Origin of the sequence: Ectobacillus funiculus (genome assembly GCF_004138295.1) — a bacterium.
Lineage (GTDB): Bacteria > Bacillota > Bacilli > Bacillales > Bacillaceae_G > Ectobacillus > Ectobacillus funiculus.
Map to the genome: position 1 here is coordinate 46742 of NZ_SCFM01000017.1, position 19512 is coordinate 66253.

Genomic DNA, 19512 nt, shown 5'->3' on the forward strand with positions numbered 1-19512 from the left:
ATATTTCGTTTCCTTCCACTCTGCTTTATAATGTTGTTACACATTGCTGCTGAGGAGGAGAAATATTGAGTAACATAGAACGGCTCGTATCTGTCTGTTCTCTTGACTGTCCCGATACGTGCAGTCTTATTGTAGAAAAGATTGATGAAAAAATAGTGAAAGTTACAGGAAATCCTGAGCATCCTGTTACAAAGGGTGTGATTTGCCATAAAGTGCGCCATACACCGGACAAAGTTCACCATCCTGACCGCTTGTTATATCCATTAAAACGGGTTGGAGCAAAAGGAGAGGGGACATTCAAACGAATTTCCTGGGAAGAAGCGTACGCAGAAATAAAAGAAAAATTCACTGCCATTATCGATGAATATGGAGCAGAAGCAATATTGCCATACAGCTTCTACGGCAATATGGGAGTCATTAATACAGAAGGAATGGATCGCCGGTTCTTTCACCGTCTTGGTGCGAGTCAGCTAGAACGGAGTATTTGCAATGCCGCCGGGTCTACAGGGTATGTGTATACAATGGGGAAAAGCGCAGGGGTTGACCCAGAAGATACGGTTCACAGCAAGCTTATCATCATTTGGGGCTGCAACTTGCTCAGCACAAATATGCATCAAGCCATGTTCCTAACTGAGGCACGAAAAAACGGCGCAAAAATTGTTGTGATTGATGTGCACGAAAATCGAACTGCTAAATGGGGAGATTGGTTTATCCCAATTCTGCCAGGAACAGATGCAGCACTGGCGCTCGGCATCATGCACATCTTAATAGAAGAAAATCTATTAGACAAGGCCTTCATTGATGCCTACACAGTCGGATTTGAACAGCTCCGTGAACAAGCTCGGGACTATACACCAGAAAAGGTAAGTGCTCTGACTGGCGTTAGCGTAGATGATATAAAAAAGCTCGCCCGTCTATACGGAACAACGACACCATCTTTCATCCGGATTGGTAATGGATTGCAGCATCACGATAACGGCGGAATGATTGTTCGTGCAATTTCCTGCCTTCCTGCTTTAACAGGACAGTGGGCTCATCTAGGCGGCGGTGCAGTAAAGGGGAATAGTTCATTCAGCTCCTTTAACAGCTTTCTGCTAGAGCGGCCGGATTTAATGCCCCAGCCAGCACCTCGCATAATCAATATGAATCAGCTAGGCCGTGCACTTTTAGAGATAGCCGAACCCCCTGTGAAGGCGCTGTTCATCTATAATTGTAATCCCGCACAGGTTGCGCCCGAGCAAACAAAGGTCCGGAACGGCTTGCTGCGTGATGATTTATTCACCGTTGTACATGAGCTCTTTATGACGGATACAGCCAAATATGCTGATCTTGTATTACCGGCGACGAGCTCGTTTGAAAATCTGGATTTATATTCATCCTACTGGCATTTATACATTATGTTAAATGAACCTGTGTTACAGCCGCAGGGTGAAGCAAAATCAAACTTTACATTATTTAAAGAGTTAGCAGCACTTATGGACTTTGAAGAAGCCTGCTTTCAAGACTCGGAGGAGGATATGATTCGTCAGGCGCTGGACAATCCACGCAACCCGCATTTGCTTGGCATTACGTACGAAGGTTTGCGTCAAAATAAATGGCTGCGTGCCCAAACGAACCAGATCGCGCCAGCTTATCAAAATCCGCCAACCCCATCCGGAAAAATTGAATTATTTTCAGAGTCGTTAGAACAGCAAGGTCTTTCCCCTCTCCCTGCTCACGTTCCATTGCAGGATTCCAAATATCCGCTTCGCTTCGTGCCGGGACCAAATCATCAATTTTTAAATACGAGTTTGGCAAACCTGCCGAAGCTACAAAAACTGGAAGGACGGCCTGTTGTCTACTTAAATGTAGAAGATGCACAATCACGCGGCATCCAAAACGGAGACATCGTAAAGATATGGAACGACCGCGGCTCCTGCAGGCTCTTTGCAAGTGTTGGCCAAGCAGTTCTGCCAGGAGTAGCTGTCACACAAGGTCTTTGGTGGGAGGATGAAGAGCTCGGCTATATTTCTGTCAACGCTCTAACACCTGATGCACTTTCTGATATTGCCAATGGGGCTACGTTCTTTTCTGGGACGGTAGAGGTGGAAAAAGCATAGTTTCAAAACGAGTGATAACTCTATTGATAGAACTGCTAGATTTCTTTATAGCATGTACATGACATTTTAAGCCTGCATTCAAAAGGTACACAGCCCCTTTTGGATGCGGGCTTCTTATTTTTATAAAGCTAGTTCCTCGAATTGCTTCTTAGCTGAAAATACCTTCTTAAAAATTTTAAAAGTAGAGTTAGTATAAACGAACAAGCACTTTCTCTTCTATCGAATATATATATAGAAAATAGGAGGTGAAACAACAATGACACAATCTCAACTTACACTTTCATTGCTTGGAAGCGGCGGCGGGGCTGCAAAAGCAATTCTCTCCCTTTTAAATCAGGCCGCACAAGATGAACAGGATCCAATTCATTCTTATATCAAACATTGCAAGATTCATTTGATTGATATCAAACAAAAACCAAGAGCATATTACGAAGGCTTTTGCAGCACACTCTCGGACAAGCTCATTCTGCACGAGATTGATTTATCTGATTTAGCTGTATTCCGCAAGCATCTGCAAATCACTGGGCCAGCCATTGTAATAGACGCATCCAGAGCCGATACCGTTCAAATGCTATCTTGCTGTGATGAGTTCGGAGCTCACTATATTAGCACTGCTTTAGAATCTGCAGATGAAAATGAGGCAACTGCACGATTTGGACTCCTAGAACGCTACCGTAGTTTTATAGAAAAAAAGGAAGCCTTCCAAAACACAACAAGCATTATTGGCTCTGGCATGAACCCTGGAGTTGTACAATGGATGGCAGTGCATCTCATGGAGCAATCTCCTGAAGAAACTCCCCTCGCCTGCTACATCGTGGAACAAGATACAACCTTTTATAAAGATACAAACCTAGTTCAGGAACATACGATTTACACAACATGGTCTCCTGAAGGATTCCTTGATGAAGCAGTCCTCAATTACCCGCTCTTTATGAAACAGCAGATTCCCGTTATGCTGCATGACGATGTATATGCTCAAGAATTTAAAGTGACGTTAGGAAATATTCAATTTCATGGCTGCCTGATGCCGCATGAAGAGGTGATTAGCTTAGGTCAATGGTTCAATGGAGAGGTTGGCTTTCTTTATAGAATAAATGACCATACAACGAATATTGTTCGGAGCAATCTAAGAAACACTGACGCCCTATGGAGCTACCCGCGTAAAATGCTTCTGCCGGACCAGAACGAATTAGCCGGTGCTGATCTCGTCGGTGTTTTGCTCGTATACAATGATAAAGAACGTTTTATGTACAATATGCTTAACAGCAGTGCGATATATGAGCGCTATCACACAAACGCCACGTACTTTCAAGTTGCATGCGGTGTTTACGGAGCAATCTCCTCATTAATGCTCGATTCATTACCAACCGGCTGTTACGCTGTAGATGAGCTGCTTCGTCACACTTCTTCCCGTTACGGTCAGTACGTCTCCTATTACATGAAGGATTTTGTCCTTGGGGAAAACCCAAGCACGGACGGGCTGTTATTTGATCGTATGAAAAGAATGGAGCCATAAGCTCGCCTTAACAATTTAAATTTTAGTACCTAAAAGAACGTGCGCAAGCTTTAGCCGCGTTTCTTTTATTTCACTGTAAGAAAGATAGTCCATAAAAATCCTAATTTCGGGATTTTTATGGACTACTTCATTTCTCAACAACGTGAGTACTGTGATTACAATCCTGTTTTTTCGCTAATATAGCGGCGAGCCTTTAACGCATATGCAAGAGGATTTGCTAATGCTGGATCCTGTTCAGCCTCAACAACAAACCAGCCTTTATAAGCAGAAGCTGCAAGTGTTGTAAACACTTCCGCAAACTCGATACCACCGTCGCCTGGAACAGTGAAAGCCCCTGCCTTTACTGCCTGCAAAAAGCTTAAATCCTCTTCCTTCACACGAGCCACCACTTCTGGGCGGATGTCTTTTAAATGAACGTGCTTAATGCGAGGAAGGTGTTTTTTCAATACATGAATTGGATTCTCTCCTGAGAATACGAGATGTCCTGTATCAAACAACAAGGAAACAAGCTTTGGATCTGTTAGCTCCATCAGCTTATCAATTTCTTCTGTTGTTTGAATCCCTGTTCCCATATGGTGGTGGAATACAATATCCATATCCTTCTCTGCAGCCAGCTCACCAAGGCGATGCAAGCCATCTACCAACAGCTTCCACTCTTCTTCTGTAAATACAGGCTTTGCTTTGTAAACAGGCACCGCTTGACCTTGCACGCTTTTGCCTTGCTCCGATACAACAATAACCTTCGCATCCATCGCATGTAAGAAATCACGGTGCTCGATGAATGCCTCTACCGTTTCCTCTAGAGGTTTTGTTGTCAAAAATGCACTGAACCAAGCGCTTGCGATTTGCAATCCCCGAAGTGATAACGCCTGTTTCAATATCTCTGTATCACGTGGATACTTATTTCCTACTTCGCTGCCAGTAAATCCTGCTAGCGCCATTTCACTTACGCATTGCTCAAATGTATTCTCGCCGCCAAGCTCTGGAAGATCATCATTTGTCCACGCAATTGGAGCGATTCCTAGTTTGATTGTATTTTCTTTAAACATATCCATTTCCTCTCCCTAGCAGCGTCTCGCTTTTTGTTTGTTGCTTTCTTTATACGCATGAGCAGCTTGGATACTTTCGCTCTTCAGCACTTCCATAATCCCTGCATGCCGCCATGCGTTATTGTTTTGGGCAATTAACTCATTTTCTCAAAAGCGGCACTATCAAATTTGTTTACTGGCTGATTACTATTTCATGCTCAATTTTAACAGGACGTCCCGTTAGGAAAGATTCCCTTGCAGCCTTTGCAATTCGCTCTGCCTGCAAGCCATCATTACCAGTGCAAAGCACCTTTTCACCTGCTAGGATCGTCTTTGCAAATTGTGTAACTTCTGCGATATATGCTTGTGTATAACGCTCAAGGAAGAAGTACAACGGCTTGTCTTTAACAGTGCCATCTACTGTTGATACTTCCACCGTTGTTGGGCGGCAGTTGTCAGCTACTGCTACTCCCTTTTCACCAAACACCTCTACACGCTGATCATAGCCGTAAACAGCTTGGCGGCTATTATCAATCACACCTAGTGAACCGTTTGCAAATTTCAAGGTAACAATGGCAGTATCAATATCTCCAGCTTCACCAATCGCAGGATCAACTAAAACCGTGCCTTGGGCAGATACCTCTACTACTTCACTATTCATTACATAACGTGCCATATCAAAATCATGAATCATCATGTCCATGAACAGGCCGCCTGAAGTCAGAATATAATCAACGCTTGGTGGCTGCGGATCTCTAGATGTGATTTTCAAAATATGAGGCTGCCCCACTTCTCCTTGCTGCACAAGATCACGTACCTTTTTAAAGTTTGGATCAAAGCGGCGGTTAAAGCCAACCTGCAGCTGCACGTCCTCTTCTGCTACTACACGCAGCGCTTCGATTGTTTGCTCTGCAGAGAAGCTAACCGGCTTTTCGCAGAAGATATGCTTCTTCGCACGTGCTGCCTCTTGAATAATTTGTGCATGTGTGCTTGTTGGAGAGCAAATAAATACTGCATCGATTTCAGGATCTGCCAATAAATCCTGGTAATTTGTTGTGAGAACAGAAATTCCTTTGCTAGCAGCCCATGCCTGTAAGTGATCTACCACCACATCTGATACCGCTTTAATTTTCACTTGTGGAATTGTTAAAAGGTTATCTACATGTAATCTTCCAATACGTCCTGCGCCAATAATTCCTAATGTAACTGTGTTCATACTCTTACCCCTTTTCGATTTTTAAATATGTTCTTGAAATCTACTATTCTCCTACAAAAGCTCGTAATCCCTAAGCTATTACTATATTTTGCAATTTTCTTCAACAGGAACTCCTTACTTTACCTCCTCCCCATTCATGATTCGGCATTTCATTACCTCAACTTATATATGAATAAGTTTCTTTATAAACCGTCCAAGTCTTAAAGCGTTTCCAAAATACCTATTGGTAATTTACGTATTTGCTACTTCTACCATAAGTCACCCTTCGCAGTCACAACCGTCCAGTTTATAGAAAAACTTTACTCTCGAAATAGTATTATCATGCAATTGATTTTTTTGCTGTTATCTCTGCCTCAATTTCCTCTAATGACTTCCCTTTTGTTTCCGGGACAAATTTAAGGACAAAGAGAAATGCTGCTATACCAATTACCGCATAAAAGAGGAACAATACACTAGATCCTAAACTCTCCAATAACACTGGGAAGGACAGCGATACAGCAATATTAGCTAACCACAAGCATGTACTTGCAAATCCAATAGCAGTTCCCCTTATTTTTAATGGGAATATTTCAGCAAGGACAACCCATGCAACCATTCCCCAGCTCGCTGAATACGCTACCATAAATAAGCATAAACAACCTAATAGCAACCAACTCGGAGCCTGAAAAAATAATGTACTGACTCCCAATACTCCTAACGCCAAAGACATTCCGATATTTCCAATAAGCATCAACATTTTGCGACCTAATCTATCTATTAATACAGTTCCAATTATGGTGAACAGTACATTAATTATACCTATCCCAATTGTTCCAGCGATTGCACTGGATGCTCCAATACCCGAATCTATCAAAATAGTAGGTGTATAATAAATAATTGTGTTTGTTCCTATCACTTGCTGAAAGATTGCTACACCTACTCCAACCAACAGAATCGGACGCATGAGTGGAGAAAACAGCTCGGATAATGGTGCTTTTTCTTCTGTCTTTAATGCTTTTATACTTTTTATTTCCAAATCTATTTCAGCAGAATCTCTTGTTAAGAGCAGTACTCTGCGTGCTTCTTCTTCTCTTTCGTTTTGTAATAGCCAACGAGGACTTTCTGGCATAAATAACATCCCAATCATTAGAAGAAGAGATGGAACAACAGCTAATAGTAACATCCAATCCCAACGGCCAGATGAAGAGAACACATAATTAATCACATAAGCCATCAGAATTCCTAATGCGTTCATTAATGTATTTAGAGAAGCTACCCTGCCACGAATTGCAGCAGGAGCCATTTCAGATAAATATAATGGAACAATTGCGGATGCTCCCCCCACAGCAACACCTAATACGATTCTAAATAGCACCAAGCTCTCTACATTCGGCGAAAATCCTGTTCCAATTGCTCCAATGGAAAACAGTGCGCCTAACCAAATAATTAATTTCTTTCTGCCAATACGATCTGACAAAGTCCCGCCAAATGCAGCCCCTGCTAATGCCCCTATCAGCACTCCACTTACCACTAACCCTTCCATGAAAGGAGTTAGCCCCAAATCTTCCTTTATGAAAATTAAAGCACCCGAAATTACCCCTGTATCATAGCCGAAAAGCAATCCACCTAAAGCTCCAAAAAAATAGATTACATTAATATAGACTTTTTTTGATTTCATAATGGAACCCCTTGCCGAATATTTATTTTCCACCCTATCATTGCATTCTTATAAGACCGTGTTTTATAACGCTTTCACTTTTTCCATCACTCACCCCTTCTATCTGCCCACGCTTTAATATAAAAGAAAGAACTTTCCCAAATAAAAGATTAATACTGAACCTATATTTGCTTAAAATCCTTTAACATCAACAAATTAAACAATTAAATCATTGTTAAAGTACGATTAACAATATTCAACTTAAAATGTATCCGTTTTCTACAGGAAAGAACTTTCCTTAATGTGAGTTTATCTTTAAAAGTACCCATTGTCAATATTTTTTAAAAAATTCCATAAATATAAATAAAAATCTTATAAACCTATGTTTTTTATAGATCTGATCATTCGTAATCCTTTATAATTTCACTGAATTATTTTATTCATCGCTATACTTCAACAGAAATAAAAGAAAGGACTTTCCTTTTTATTCATTTTAGATATTTCATAGTAGTTTCTTAAAGTAAAACTAAAATAAGCTTAGGAAAAACCCAAGCTCTACTTTTATGCTGATTTAACAGCCAATTATTTTTCTACATACAATGCTATTCTTTATGAATATTATCCCTCAAGCCCCCTCTTCATCTTTCCTATCCTTTTTTAGCATATGATAGTATGTAAACAACAGACAAGCTACCGCAAGACCGCTACATATATATTGAAAAATCCTCATCATATCCATAAGAACGCCTCCGTTATTCAGTAATAATATATCCTTATTTTCCTTATTTTTGAAAACATTATACAGACTGCACCGTTCAAATTCTGAATGTTCACAAGTTGTTCATATAAAAGGAATATCCGATTTCACTTTTGCAAAATCAATCTTGTATAATGAAAACGATAGATGCTCGTTTTGCTCCTCTGGCTTGAGGTTCGAATAACTTGTGTGTATTCTAGATAAAGACAAATATAGCGAAGGAGACTATTGCTCATGAACAGCACAAACAATCGCCCGACAACTAGCAAGAATTACACAGCTATTGTTGTTACCCTATCAATTGTCGTAAACGCATTAATTCTATTGCTATTCTTCTCACCCCTTGGATACCAGGGAAAAGTAACCTTTGACATTAAGATTTTCCCGCGCTTAAATGCTATTTTTAACAGCTTTACATTCATTTTTTTACTTGTAGCCTTGTACGCCATAAAAAAACGGAATATAACACTTCATAAACGCTTTGTTTTAGCCGCCTTTACAACAACCATTTTGTTCGCTGTTTCCTATTTGACGTATCATTACTTATCAGTTGAAACAACTCATTACGGCGGAGAGGGATTTATGCGTTACTTCTATTTCTTTATTCTAATTACACATAGCGTTTTGGCAGCTATTATCGTTCCGCTTGCGCTTTTCTCCCTTATTTGGGGCTGGACAAACCAGCTTGACAAGCATCGAAAAATCGTACGCTGGAGCATGCCGATTTGGTTGTATGTTAGCTCCACCGGTGTACTTGTATACCTTTTAATTTCTCCCTATTATTAATGTTAAGACAGTGCTTACGTACGGGAATGTTGACAAAAGGGGGAAGTGCTCTGCACTTCCCCCTCTTTTCTATGTCTTTTCTTTTTTCTGCATTCTTGCTCGGTTAGTGCCAACTCAAAGAGCTTGTTAACATCTCCTATAGTTAGCCGTCTTTTTGGATAAGAATGTAATGGTAAAGTTAACCTTACAGCACCCCTTGGGTCATAAGATACAAGGCTTAAAGCTTATTGCGAAAAGCCTTTACTTTATCCATAAATTCTTTCACTCGTCTAACATCCACATGATTCTCAAATTTCCCATCTTGTTTAAAAGTAGTTCCAACGACTGCCCCATCAGCAATGGACAATTGCTCTTCAAGATTACTTAGTCTTACACCTGTGTTTGCTAACACAACCGTTTCGGACACTACTTCTTTCACACGTCTTAATAGCTGTGCATCGGTTTGAGCTCCTGCTGTCAAGCCTGATACACATAAAGCATCTGGTTTGTTGTTAAAAACTGTTGACTTAGCAATGCTTTCGATATCCCGATCAGCCAAATATTTAGCAGCTTCTGGTACGATGTTAAATAACAGCTTTACATTTTCTGCACCAATGCTGTACTGATGTCTAATGGTTTCACCTACATTTGTATCCCATATTCCAAAGTCACTTGCATATACACCTGTGAAAATTTCCCTCACAAACTTCGCCCCTGTAGCGGCGGCCAAATCCAGTGATTTTTTTGCATCCCATAATACATTCACACCAAATGGTACTTTAATATCCGACATTAACTCCCCAATAATACGAGCCATCGCAGCAACAGTTTCCGTTTTCACATCTGTTAAATATGGCAAACTAAACTCATTTGAAAACATAACTGCATCCACGCCTCCCTCTTGCAGAGCCTGCAGATCTTTTCTTGCCATGTCTACAACATAATCCATACTCTTTTCCTTGTTAAAATAAGGATCTCCCGGCAGCGGCAATAAATGACACATTGCAATAATCGCCTTTTCAGTTCCAATCACATCTTTTAACCAAGTCATATTTATCCCTCCTAATATTATTTTATATATCTATTTAAATAAATTCATTTTGTATCTACGCAGAAGGAGCTTTGTCTTTACACGAACATACTAAACAGCAAAGCAGTTCCAAATGCGATAAATGAAAGCAATGTTTCGAGCACCGTCCATGTTTTAAATGTTTCTTTTACGGTTAATCCCAAGTATTCTTTTACCATCCAAAATCCAGCATCGTTCACGTGTGAAAACATAAGCGACCCTGCACCTGTCGCGATAACGAGCAATTCCAGGTTCACACCTGACATGTGCTGTACAATCGGTGCGACAATACCAGCAGCTGTTGTTAATGCGACCGTCGCTGAGCCCGTCGCGATTCGAATCAATCCGGCTACCATGAACGCTAAAACAAGTGGGGATAAGGATAAATGCTCAGACATTTGCGCAATAGACGTGCCCACACCGCTTTCGATAAGAATCTGTTTGAATCCACCACCGGCGCCAATAATTAAAATAATCGAACTAACCGGCAATAGACATTCTTCCGTTAACTTCTTGATCACATTTTTATCCATGCCTTGACGGATACCAAGGAAATAGAATGCCGCAAAGCAAGCGATAAGAAGCGCAATTACAGGGCTACCAATGAATACAAAAAATTTCGGCAATACACCAGGCAGTGACATATAAGGTGTAAGAACAGATACTATCATTAATAAGACAGGTAATAAGATAATGAAAAATGAAATTCCTGTGCCAGGCAATTTTTGTGATGCCGTGCTCACACGGATCAACTGCGGTTCCCCTTTAGGAATCACGCGTTTATGCACGAACTTCGCAAATAACGGTCCCGCGATGATGGCTGCAGGCAGCGAAATGATGAGAGAGTAAATAAGGACTTTTCCTATATTGGCATTATAAATACCTATCGCGGTCATCGCCCCCGGATGCGGCGGTACAAGACCATGTACAATGGATAATCCGGCAATTACAGGTAATGCGATTAATAAAATGTTTTGTTTCGTTGTTTTATGAATTGAGATTACTAGAGGTAATAAAATTACAATCCCTACGTCGAAAAATACCGGAATTCCAATAATAAACCCTGCGATCAGCATTGCCCAAGGCAATTTCTTTATCCCAAAGACGCGAATAAAAAATTCTGCCACTTGCATGCCGGCACCTGAATCTGACATCAGCTTTCCTAAAATTGTACCTAGCGCCAAGATTCCAACTAAATGTCCTAAAACATTTCCAACCCCCGTTTCATAGGCAACAGCGATTTTATCCATTGATAACCCAGACATAATCGCTAAGAACAAACTCGCAACGGTTAAACTAATAAACGCATGCCATTTCCACCAAGCTACTCCTAAGATAACAATCACAATTGCTAACAAAGTAATCATTAATAGGTATATATCCATACTCCATTCCCCTTCCCTTTGGATAGTAAGCGTTTTCAAACACTTGGCGAGAAAAGAGACTGCATCGCTTTCTCGCTATTTTTTATATATCGTAATTTACAACATAATGTTGCATTTCCGTGTTGTAATATCCTTCACTGTATTCAATCACATCCCCCGCTTCATCATAGGAATAACGTGATCGTTTTAATAAAGGTGTTCCTTTTTTTACATGTAGTCTGTCCTCTACATGGAAAGGGGCAACAGCAACAGCAAACCCATCTCGAAACCTTTCTAAAGAAATATCTTGTCCCTCAATCAAACCGTACAAGGATTGCACATGTAAATCCGATGGTTCAATCCCTTCCATTCGCCGCGCATCTAAATAATGCGTGTAATGAATATAGGGTACGCCGTCAAGGTGATAAAGACGTTCTATTCGGAGACAATGCTCTCCGAATAATTGATAAGGCTCTGTATCTTCTTGATTGCATATAACTTCTGCTTGCAACAACTGTTTTTGAATTTTATGCCCCTCTTCGACCAATACTTCTGTAAAACGTTTTCCTTTGGAAAGTTTTGAAGCAGACGTATTTCGAATGACTTTCGTCCCTTTGCCGCTCTTCGTTTCAAGAAACCCCTCTTGAACAAGCTCTTTGATCGCATTTCGGACAGTAATTTTGCTGACATTGAATTCGCTTTCTAATTGCGGCTCCGAAGGTATATTCGTATCAATAGGATAGATACCGTGTAAAATCCGATCTTTCAAGATATTCTTCACTTGCAAATATAAAGGTCCTTTTTTTCGAGTTACGTTCACTGTTACATTCACTACCTTTCTACATCGCCCACTGTTTCTGTCATCGCTCTGAATATTTCGTTTTCCGACGACATTGGGGTATCGCCTACAATCGTATGCGCAAGCATCCCTGACGCTGCAGCAAACGCGACTGTTTTCTCTGGTGAAAACCCTTCCATCTCACCATGTACGATCCCACTCGTATAGGCATCTCCTGCACCTATTCTATCATAGACAGAAAAGGTAATGGTATTTGAGAACGTGAATGTTTGATTCTTAAATATAAAGCCGTGCAAAGAATGGGTATTGTCGCCATTGATTGTTCGATGCGTGCCTGCTATAACAGATATCTCGTATTTTTGTGCAACTTTTGGAATAAGCTCCATAAGTTGCTCTATACGTTTTTCTCTCTCTGTTTGCATACCGAGGACAAACATCGCATCTTTTTCGTTCATCATAACGATATCGGCAAAATACAGCATTTCTTCATAATGCGGTTTTGCCTTTTCATATCCGTCTGCCCCCCAGAGTGACGGGCGGTAGTTACAGTCGAAGACAACTGTGCCGCCATTTTCTTTAACAGCCTTCGCAAAGGATTTCATGTGATGACGGACGGAGTCGTTCATCGCAAGTGTGATTCCGCAAAAATGAACAACATCGATATTCTTGGCAATTCCCTCAAAATCATATGATCCTTCAGGGGCCGTATTGAAGCTGCTTTCCAGACGATTAGAATAGGTAACGCGGCTGGACCGCGCACCGAATCCATTTTCTAAGAAGTACATACCAACATAATTCCCGCCGCGAGTAATAAACGATCGATCAATACCTAATTTTTGAAGATACGATACTGCCGCATCACCTACTGCATTAGCTGGTAATGTGGATACGAGGTATCCTATATGCCCAAAGCGCGCCAGAGCCGATGCTACATTCACTCCCGTGCCAGAGAAAGAATAGTTTAATGTACTAGCCTGTGACAAAAGTTCGTATCCAGGCACTTGCAAGCGCATCATAACCTCGCCAAAAGCCGCAAACCTTTTAACCATGGTGATCAACTAATTTCTTCATTATTTCAAGTAATTCACGTACATCATCTACATTTGTTTTTCCTGTTTCCTTGTCAATGATTGATGAATAGACATGAGGGATTACTTGCGGAACATTTGCTTCTAAAGCAATACGTAAGATTGCTGCGAAATTCTCTTTATCAATTCCGCCAGTCGGCTCTAACGCAAATCCTTCTTCGCCACATGCTTGTGCAACAGCACGGAACTCGTCTTCACGGCTTAATCCTTGCATCGGGAAGTATTTCAATGCATTCCCGCCCATATCGCGCACAAGTGCAATCGCAGTTTTAATTGGTACAATTGCATGTTCATCCTGCGCAGCGCTTACTGGGCCTGTTGAGATATTCACATAGCCTACGCGCCCTGTCGGCGACACTAAACTGTTAATCCAGCTATCTTTTTCACCAAGGTTAGCACGTGTTGCTCCAACAGCAGGAAATACTTGGTTAATATGGCTGCCTGGGTAGTGTTTCGCAATTTCTGCTACTACAGCGGCCTGACGATTGTCACCAGCACCTAATCCAATCGATACTGCCTCATCAATTTCTTTTCCGTATTCTTTCATTGCTGCTACTGCTTCTTCTACCGTTGGATAATCTTTGGAGAGGACACCTACTAAAACATATCCTTCTGCCGCTTCAAATACCTCTTTCGCATTCTCTACGCTGCTTGCTAATACATTTAATGAGACACGATCTTTGTAAAAACGTTTTGTAATGTTTGACATATTATTTTCCCCTCACTAATTCGCGTATTTTAGATTCAATGACGTGGATGTCATCACCTTGGAGCGGACGTGGATCAATATCGAAATAGCCTTGTCTCACACCGTAATCACGTGTGTAGATGGCAATTTCACCTTCGCGCAGTCCCTTCACGACATCTTTTGCCGTCGTATTTGTCCGCTCTGGATCAATTTGAATACGTGCGCGGAATATTGCCCGCCCTGCTTCATCCTGTACAACCGTCACATTGACACCTTCAATGTCCTTCAGCGGCATTAATACTTGCAATGTTTCTTTTTCTTGTTTGCTTTTGTCCTCTTTTACGCCGTACTCATCAAGTGCTTGAAGCAGCCCGAACGTCGTTTCTTTGCCGACTTTCATACTTCTTCCGATACAATGCAGTTGCACTTTTAACCATTCAATATAGTTTCGATTACCGCCGACGATCCCTGAAGTCGGGCCTTCAATAGCCTTTGAACCGCTGTAAATCGCAAGGTCCGAGTATTTCACATACTTTTGAATATCTTCTTCTGCCGCAGCATCGACGATGAGCGGAACGCCATTCCTCCTTGCGACTTCCCATGCTTCCTCAATAGAGATCATATTTTTTTGAACCGTATGGTGCGATTTCACATAAAGAATAGCTGCCGTATTTTCACAAATGGCCTCTTCGATATGCTCCGCTCTGCCTTCATTCGCATAGCCGACTTCAACAAGCTTACCGCCGCCCAAGTAGATCATCGTTTCAACCGGCGCCCCGTATTGTACGTTGTGACCTTTCAGCATAATTACTTGATTTTTCGCAATGACTTCTTGATGCAGGCGTTCACTCTTGCGGCGATTCCCTTGCGTCACAAGTGCCGCGACAGAAAGGGCGATACCGCTGGATGCCGAGTTCACGACAACTGCCGCCTCTGAACCTAGGATGCGTGCGATATGGTCACCTGCTTTATCGACCAAATCCGCAATCTCCACATAACTTTGTCCGCCCTGCTTCATCGCATCCATCACTGTATCCGTCGGGGCTGACACACCTAGAATACTCATTCGTCCGCTCGCGTTAATGACACGTTTAAGCCCATATTTAGCATTCAATGAACGTTCCATTTACAACCACTCCTTTTGCTTCTATCCTTCTCTCTGCTACACGCTTGTCCCCCTCAGAATCAATGAGTGTAATCGGATCATTTTGAACTGTAAATAGTGTTAAATTCGCAGTGTCCCCGATCTGTATCCGGCCAAGCTCCGGTTTTTCCAGCCAGCTTGCCGCATTCGTTGTGACCGCCGCAATAACATCCTCAAGTGAATATCCTAAGTAAAGGAATTTTGAGAGAACATTGGACATGCTGTATACCGGACCGTTCAATCTATTCTTACGGTAGATATCTGTGCTGATTGTATTTAAATCGATGTGATGCCGTTTCGCTGCTTCAGCAACCTTGAATGAAAAGCTTGCATTGCCGTGACCGACATCCAAATGCACACCGCGTTCAATTGCATCAATCAACACTTGAAGCGGCTTGCCTTCATCATCGAAAAGATTATTTTCTTTCCCGTTGAGGTAATGAGTAATGACATCCCTTTTTTCCAAGAGAGGTATTACTTCCTCAATATTTGGCGGTCCGGAACCGATGTGCACCATTAATGGCAACGATGTTTCATGAGAAAGCTCCCGTGCCACCCGCAAAGGTTCAACCCCGCTGTCACGAACGACACTCTTACTAATACGCGCCTTCAATCCGACAATGAGATCCCGATGTTTGTTAACGGCCTGCAATACCTTGTCTTTATCTATCCAGTCCATATTGGATAATTCATCGATTCGTTTTAATCCAATTCGTGAAATGTTCAAAAATGCAAACAAGTTCGTTTTTGCCTGTTCCCTGCTCGCAGCCAAATCTGCAATCCGGTCCGCTCCGCAGCTTCCAGCATCAACAATCGTCGTTACGCCTTGTTTGACGCCAATTTCATCAATTTCATCGCCATATGGATCAAACTCAGGAAATGCATGGACATGTAAATCAATCCAGCCGCTCGATACGTATACATCTGAGTAGTCAATTATCTGCTGCCCACGTCCACTCCCAGCCTTTGTCACCTCGGCAATTTTTCCGTCTTCAACCACGATATCGATTTCTTCTTTATTTATGCGCTTTACATTGCGCAATACGAACCGCCCTTTCATTCATTTCACCTCTTCCGTAACTCCATTTAAATGCGCTTACATAACTAATTGCATCTGTATTTCTTTCTTACACATGTAGAATAACATAGAAAATCGATAAAGTAAACATAACGTTATAATGTTATGTTGTTGATATGTCCTAAGAAATCAAAAAAGTATAACTATCGTTGTTTTGTAATATTTCTGAAGCTTATTGTTCCTCAGGTCAGGGATTTTTCGCCCGCCTCCTTTAGATTCCCTATCACCAGAGACATCCTTTGTATATCTCGACACCCATAACGGACTTTCACCGTCTAATTGATGAATATGCCTGGCACATCAAAAAGCCAAGCGAGACTGAAGCTCACTTGGCAAATATGCTGCCTCCATAATATTGTCGGACAGAATCAGTGTTTTATAAAGAAAACTCGCCGATTGGCAAGCCCTGCCCTTGGGCGAAGACAGAGGCGTAGTTGCACTTATACTTTGTTCCTAAAATTTCTAACTACGTCGAATTGTCTTCCAGTTAGAAATTTATACTTTCTTAAAGTGTAAAGAAATGAACTCGTTCTATGTTTAAAACCTCTTTCACGCTGTCCCCACTCCAGTATTATTCTTGATCCTTTAAAACAAATGCTCCCCAGGGCTGAATATAATCAATGAGGAAATGCTCCTCCTCCACAACATCCCCAATATAGTTTTTCCGCTCATCTAATGGCATGTCTCGCAAAACAACCTGGAGCTCCCCTTTGTACTTACCAAAACTATTGTTTCCAATGAATAATCTCCCTTTTTGTTGCTTTATACTATTGTGGAAAGAGAAATCTTCGGCAGCATATTTTTTTCTTACCTCTACAGAACGAATCATATATTCGCTTATATCACCGCGTCGTACATGGATTTCTCGCAGTGCTATTTGTTTCTCTATATTAGATGCTTCCGGTTGAAGCTTTACTTTTAATTCCACCATTTCACGATTGAGGGAACCTAGTAATTTCAACTCTGCTTCACTTGCATATGCATTTCCAATAATTACATCATCAATTAGCTTTGTCGCCCATAGATGCTTCGCTTGTACATCAATTGGCAAGGAACGATGTTGTTCTAATGTACATAAACCATCATTAATATCCCAAGGGCCAAGATTTCCTTGACGAGAAGTGACAAACGCTGCCGTGCGGATTCCATGCTTTTTAAATCGTTTACTGCAGTCTATAAAAAAATTATATGGTAAGCCCGTATACCTTTGCGGATAAAAATTATGACATCCGAGCAGTTGTGTTTTATTCGCTTGATGAGTTAATATGTTCTCCAGATAGTCCACATCATTGCTCATGTTTAATTCAATCTTGAGTCCATATGGATTATATGTCATTTTTGCCTCTTTTAAACCATCGAATCCAAGATCTAGCCGAATGCCGTCAGCACCCAAATGAGCAAAGAAGCTTAAGTCGTCATAGCTAATACCCAACTTTCCGAAGACATCTGGTGCGACATCCAAAATGACTTCCATCCTCAGTGATTTTGCATGGGCGATAATGTCCATAAACTCTTCGATAATGATTTCTTTCGGTTTATTCACAGAGAGAAGACAGGTAAACACTCTTTCAAATCCGTATTGAGAAGCCAGCGTTAAATATTTCTTGTCTTTTTCGGGTGTTGAATGTTCTGGGTATATAGAAACACCTAATTTTCTTGACATTACCTCTTCTTCCTCTCATTCTGTTATAACTTTTTGCTGCGAGCCAAGCTCATTAAATAGTCTCGATATCTTGTTGAAACAAATACACCGCAAAATACAGTTGTTACAATAACTATAAAAACAAACTTGCTGCCGCTTAATACAAATATAACTAAGGACAAACTGATAACTAGAATAGAGATGCCGATAGATTTCCAGGGAGTTAACTTCTTCCCTAGGCCTGAACGTTCAAAAAGAATATGAGCTGCTATTAGAGCTAGCCCAGCACTTATCATTTCAATCATCTTAGGCTGCTTGTCCCCCTTCTTCTTCAGCTTTCATTTGTCGTCTTTCAAACATCTTAAAGAATGGATAGTAAATTACTAATGCAATAAGGAAATTTATAATTGAAAGTGCGCCAGCCGCAAAGGTCCAATTTGTGCTTATAATAGCTCCAATTGGCGCTAGCATGGTAAAAGGTAATTTTGCCATCATCATTGGAATAAACCCCGAAACTACTGCAAAATAAGAGATTGTTGTTGTGACTAATGGCGTAATAATAAATGGAATGGCAAGTATTGGATTCATAACGATAGGAGCACCAAAGATAATAGGCTCATTGATATTAAATAATCCTGGAACAAGGGATAATTTACCCAGTTCTTTTAAATATTTTACTTTTGAGAACATGAATAGAACGACAAGAGCTAAGGTTGATCCTGCTCCCCCAATCCATACAAACCATTGGAGAAATTGTTCTGTAAATAAATATGGCAAGTGATGGGCATCCCCAGTTCGTGCGAAAGTGTCCGCATTTTCTAAGATTGCCGTATCCCACATCGGACGTATAAGCGGATCTAAAATTGCCGGTCCATGAATACCAAGTGACCAGAAAAATACAATTAAGAAAACTGTTAATAATCCTCCCAACAGACTGTTGCCTACTAATACATTTTTAAGCGGGGAAATCAAGGTTGTAATAAAAGAGTTAATATTGAAGTTTAGCCCGTAACGAATCCCCCAAAAGACTAACACAACCGCAAAAGTAGGAATTAGGGCAGAAAACGATTTTGCAACTGCTGGCGGAACACTGTCTGGCAGCCTAACAGTAATGTTGCGTTTGATTAAAAACCTATAAATTTCAACAGTGATTAAAGATGTAACAATAGCTCCGAATAAAGATCCGGCACTTAAGCTACTGATAGGCAGCCAACGTCCGGCTCCGATTACTCCTTCAACTGGCTGTGTAATCTGTACAGGTACTACACAGGAAATTAGGAATGCAAGAATGGATAAAAAACCAGCGTTTAATTGATCTAGTTTATACGATTCTGCTAATGCTGACCCTACCCCAAAGGCTGCATATAGCGACATGGCACCAACCGTAAAACGAAATGGAACATCAAGAGCAGCTTTATGCGGCGCTATCCATTCACTAAACGCTTCAACTGGGAAGTTTAGCAAGAGAACAAAAAACGATCCGACAATTGTTAAGGGCAGCGTTGACATAACACCATTTCGTACTGCTAATAAATGCCTTTGCGATCCAATCTTGTAAGTGATTGGAGCGACCTTATTCTCCAAAAAGCCAAATAACTTATTCATCTCCTCATCCTCCCCTCT

16 protein-coding genes are annotated in these 19512 nt (G+C 41.1%); 3 read left to right on the forward strand and 13 right to left on the reverse strand.

Translation table 11 applies throughout. The features are described from left to right. The first annotated feature begins 62 nt into the window (after positions 1–62). Both EP737_RS13080 and EP737_RS13085 read left to right on the forward strand, forming a co-directional pair. A complete protein-coding gene (locus EP737_RS13080) occupies positions 63–2099 on the forward strand; it encodes a molybdopterin-containing oxidoreductase family protein (protein WP_129728419.1) in 2037 nt (678 codons plus the stop codon). A gap of 256 nt (positions 2100–2355) precedes the next feature. Beyond that, a complete protein-coding gene (locus EP737_RS13085) occupies positions 2356–3615 on the forward strand; it encodes an S-adenosylmethionine decarboxylase related protein (RefSeq protein WP_129728420.1) in 1260 nt (419 codons plus the stop codon). Positions 3616–3770: 155 nt separating this feature from the next. Here EP737_RS13085 and iolE read toward each other — a convergent pair whose 3' ends face one another. The 3 genes from iolE to EP737_RS13100 all read right to left on the reverse strand — a co-directional run bounded on the left by iolE (position 3771) and on the right by EP737_RS13100 (position 7516). After that, complete coding sequence (gene iolE, locus EP737_RS13090) at positions 3771–4664, reverse strand: myo-inosose-2 dehydratase (protein WP_129728421.1); 894 nt, start codon at positions 4662–4664, stop codon at positions 3771–3773. 172 nt (positions 4665–4836) lie between these two features. Further along, on the reverse strand, positions 4837–5859 hold the full coding sequence (gene iolG, locus EP737_RS13095) for an inositol 2-dehydrogenase (RefSeq protein WP_129728422.1): 1023 nt from the start codon (positions 5857–5859) through the stop codon (positions 4837–4839). A 319-nt stretch (positions 5860–6178) separates the two neighbouring features. Next, positions 6179–7516, reverse strand: a complete 1338-nt coding sequence (locus EP737_RS13100) for a sugar porter family MFS transporter (RefSeq protein WP_129728423.1) — start codon at positions 7514–7516, stop codon at positions 6179–6181. 970 nt (positions 7517–8486) lie between these two features. On the opposite strand from EP737_RS13100, the gene EP737_RS13105 reads away from it, so the two are divergent. Beyond that, a complete protein-coding gene (locus EP737_RS13105; protein WP_129728424.1) occupies positions 8487–9038 on the forward strand; it encodes a DUF420 domain-containing protein in 552 nt (183 codons plus the stop codon). 217 nt (positions 9039–9255) lie between these two features. Here the strand turns inward: EP737_RS13105 and EP737_RS13110 are convergent, their stop codons facing one another. From EP737_RS13110 to EP737_RS13155, 10 genes are all read right to left on the reverse strand, one after another. Further along, a complete protein-coding gene (locus EP737_RS13110; RefSeq protein ID WP_129728425.1) occupies positions 9256–10068 on the reverse strand; it encodes a BtpA/SgcQ family protein in 813 nt (270 codons plus the stop codon). A 77-nt stretch (positions 10069–10145) separates the two neighbouring features. Further along, positions 10146–11471, reverse strand: coding sequence for a GntP family permease (locus EP737_RS13115; protein WP_129728426.1), 1326 nt, complete (start codon positions 11469–11471; stop codon positions 10146–10148). Positions 11472–11553: 82 nt separating this feature from the next. Beyond that, positions 11554–12282 (reverse strand): GntR family transcriptional regulator, encoded by a 729-nt coding sequence (locus EP737_RS13120; RefSeq protein ID WP_205650938.1) that lies wholly within the window; start codon positions 12280–12282, stop codon positions 11554–11556. Beyond that, positions 12282–13298 carry a sugar kinase gene (locus EP737_RS13125; RefSeq protein WP_129728504.1) on the reverse strand — a complete coding sequence of 339 codons (1017 nt, stop codon included), beginning with the start codon at positions 13296–13298 and terminating at the stop codon, positions 12282–12284. Before EP737_RS13125 ends, EP737_RS13120 begins: the two co-directional genes overlap by 1 nt. Then, on the reverse strand, positions 13291–14046 hold the full coding sequence (dagF, locus tag EP737_RS13130) for a 2-dehydro-3-deoxy-phosphogluconate aldolase (protein WP_129728428.1): 756 nt from the start codon (positions 14044–14046) through the stop codon (positions 13291–13293). Before dagF ends, EP737_RS13125 begins: the two co-directional genes overlap by 8 nt. Position 14047: 1 nt before the next feature. After that, entirely contained in the window at positions 14048–15151 is a 1104-nt protein-coding gene (locus EP737_RS13135; RefSeq protein WP_129728429.1) for a DgaE family pyridoxal phosphate-dependent ammonia lyase, read from the reverse strand. Beyond that, a complete protein-coding gene (locus EP737_RS13140; RefSeq protein WP_129728430.1) occupies positions 15129–16229 on the reverse strand; it encodes an amidohydrolase/deacetylase family metallohydrolase in 1101 nt (366 codons plus the stop codon). Before EP737_RS13140 ends, EP737_RS13135 begins: the two co-directional genes overlap by 23 nt. Before the next feature lie 589 nt (positions 16230–16818). Continuing rightward, positions 16819–17910 (reverse strand): DUF871 domain-containing protein, encoded by a 1092-nt coding sequence (locus tag EP737_RS13145; RefSeq protein WP_129728431.1) that lies wholly within the window; start codon positions 17908–17910, stop codon positions 16819–16821. A 23-nt stretch (positions 17911–17933) separates the two neighbouring features. Further along, positions 17934–18194 (reverse strand): hypothetical protein, encoded by a 261-nt coding sequence (locus tag EP737_RS13150; protein ID WP_129728432.1) that lies wholly within the window; start codon positions 18192–18194, stop codon positions 17934–17936. Between the two features lies 1 nt (position 18195). Beyond that, on the reverse strand, positions 18196–19494 hold the full coding sequence (locus tag EP737_RS13155; protein ID WP_129728433.1) for a PTS sugar transporter subunit IIC: 1299 nt from the start codon (positions 19492–19494) through the stop codon (positions 18196–18198). Positions 19495–19512 lie beyond the last annotated feature (18 nt).